The organism is Cyanobacteriota bacterium (assembly GCA_025054735.1).
Classification (GTDB): Bacteria; Cyanobacteriota; Cyanobacteriia; order SKYG9; family SKYG9; genus SKYG9.
This window is the reverse complement of the sequence record JANWZG010000474.1, coordinates 1-2665: the sequence shown is the minus strand read 5'-3', so window position 1 is coordinate 2665 and position 2665 is coordinate 1. Positions and strand designations below refer to the sequence as shown.

Sequence of the window (2665 nt, the reverse complement as noted above, 5' to 3'; positions counted from 1 at the left end):
GTCACCAAATTGTCCATGACCACCTGTTTGCCGCTTGTAACGTCCGTGAATAGCCGTAGCTGACTTGCGGATAGTTTCCTTATAGGGAACTTGGGGCAGATGGGTACTCATCGGCAGATTATATTTGCGTCGCAGGCGATCGATGGCCACTTGTAGGTGAATTTCTCCCTGTCCCCACAAAATTGCCTCATGGGTATCACCGTGTTGTTCCCAAGCGAGAGAGGGGTCTTCCTCTAGGAGTTTTGCCATAGCAGTAGTGAGCTTCACCTCATCATTGCGAGTAGTAGCTACAACGGCCAACGCAAACACTGGAGTCAATATATCGGCTTTGGGTAATGCTGCGATCGCAGTTGGATCTACAGTAACCGTATCACCTGTCTTCACGCCCTCTAGCCGACCCAAGGCCACAATCTCCCCTGCACGAGCACAGGTTACGTTTTGCTGTTGTTGCCCCATTAACCGATAGATGCCACCAATCCGCGTACCATTCACAGTCATGCCATCAGTGAGCTTACCTTGCCAAACCCGTACTAGGGATAGCTTGCCACCTTGGGGGGTATAAAAGGTCTTCAGCACTTGGGCCACAGGAGTGTCACCCACCGCAGCTAGTCCACGATGTTTAGCCATGACCTCCGGCTCTGGAGCTTCTCGTAATAGCGCTTCTAGCAAAGGACGCACGCCAAAATCTTGGTCAGCCATGCCAATAAACACAGGCACGATCTGGTCAGCTCCTAGCTCCATCTTCAGATCTTGGACAATTTCTTCCTGGGGCGGTTCAATATCGTCTAACAACTCCTCCAGCAGATGATCATCAAACTCAGCGAGGGTCTCTAGCATAGCGTCGCGGGCAGCTTTTTCTTCTACCCGCAGCGATTCTGGCAGGGGCACAGGGTCAGCAGCAGCACCAGGGTGGTAGTGATAGGCTTGTTCAGTCACTAAATCAATAAAGCCAATGAGTTTATCATCTTGGTGAATGGGGAATTGATGCGCTACCAAGGGTCTGCTAGATACGGATTTCAGCGCTTTTAGTACTGCGCCAAAGTCCACATCAGGGCGATCCATTTTATTGATAAAAACCAGGTGGGGAATCTGCCAGTCATCTAAGAACTTAAAGAGAGGTGAAAGGGTCAATACGCGATCGACCACTGGCTCACAAACTACAACCACTGCATCGACACCTATCAGCGCGTTGTAGGTTTCTTGGATAAATTCGATGGAACCAGGACAATCTAGAAACGTAAAACAAACGCCGCCATACTCAGTGTGGGCGGCGTTAATTTCTACAGTCATTTGGCGATCGCGGGCCTCTGGGGCACCATCACCTACCGTGTTTTTTGCTTGGACATTCCCTTTGCGGGTAATAGCTCCGGTTACCGATAGAATGCTCTCTAGCAGGGTGGTTTTGCCACTCAAATAGGGGCCGACGATCGCCACATTTCGAGAGCCGGAAGCCACGCCAGATACCACATTGTCAGTCATAAACTCCTCGCTAGCAATTCAGCGAAACAACCATTGGCTAGCCAGACCGTTACCTGATGCGCTTGGTCATTCGATTAAGCTTGCTCATGTCGATTCCAGCCAGTCACCTGATGCCCCATGAAGTAGTTGTGACATTAGGACTTCAGTTACTGTCAATTCTCAAACTGGTCGATCAGTAACCTTAAAAATTCCAGGTTGTCTTAACAACAAGTTAAACATTCGTTAAGTTAACTGTTAAGTGGGCTGTCCTATGGTCAAGGTTACGGCTAGGGTGCGATGTCATTAGGATCAATGCCTAATGACTGCAAATATGCTGCCAGTTGCTCTGCGCGCTGCCGTTCCTGCTCTGCGCGCTGCCGTTCCTGCTCTGCGCGCTGCCGTTCCTGCTCTGCCCGTTGCTCAGCTAGTTCTGCCTGCTGCTCAGCTAACTCCAATTGTTGTGCTAGCTCTAACGAACTCAGGAATCGGCGACCGTCAGGGTAATACAGCACTAACTCCTGCCCTGGCTGCCACTCAAACCGAATCCCTAGCCGAGGGCTTACCCATTGGCCGACCATGGCAATAGGCAGCAATTGATGACCATAACGCTGCCAACCTTGCAGGAGACATTCATCAGGGTCATAGCAATAGTACTCTTCTACTCCGTGCCGCTGGTAGAATTCAAACTTATCTTGCAGTTTTCGTCGCCCTTCACTAGTGCGATTACTGTCAGATAGGATTTCAAACACCACCTGGGGCGGAATGTTGTTTTCTTTCCACTGCTGGTACGAGCGACGATCGCCCTTCGGCACCCCAAACACCACCATCACATCTGGTGCTTGTCGGGGAGCAGGTGGCTCATCTACAGGGATGGGGTACCACAACAGGTCTCCTGCAATGAAAACATTCGGAACGGCTGCGAACAGAATCTCTAGATTTTCCTTGATCATGACAATCCAGCGATACTGGACAGTGTTTTCTGCCATAGGATTGCCGTCGCTAGAAGGATAAAGATCAAGGTCATCTAATTGCTGATTGCGAAGTAAGGGGGTCATAGGTGCCTCTAGACAAGATGGCTCAGAGCGTAGACAGGCGATTTCAGAAGCCAAGTGTAGGCTTAATTGTAACAAGTTCTTTTGTACTCTATTCCACTGTGGAAAATTTTGACAGGTTTTGTAACAATGAAGTTACATATAAAATCTTGCTA

Annotated in this window: 2 protein-coding genes; both read right to left on the bottom strand. The window is 49.6% G+C overall.

All coding sequences use genetic code 11. From position 1 onward, the window contains the following. The coding region (locus NZ772_16995; protein MCS6815253.1) for an elongation factor G at positions 1-1479 on the bottom strand (1479 nt) is incomplete at its 3' end. A 266-nt stretch (positions 1480-1745) separates the two neighbouring features. After that, positions 1746-2513: a Uma2 family endonuclease gene (locus NZ772_16990; protein MCS6815252.1), complete on the bottom strand. Its 768-nt coding sequence runs from the start codon at positions 2511-2513 to the stop codon at positions 1746-1748. Positions 2514-2665 lie beyond the last annotated feature (152 nt).

Bases quoted from the DNA above. Each gene is read 5' to 3' on its own strand.
- NZ772_16990 (MCS6815252.1), bottom strand. From the start codon at position 2,513: ATGACCCCCTTACTTCGCAATCAGCAATTAGATGACCTTGATCTTTAT.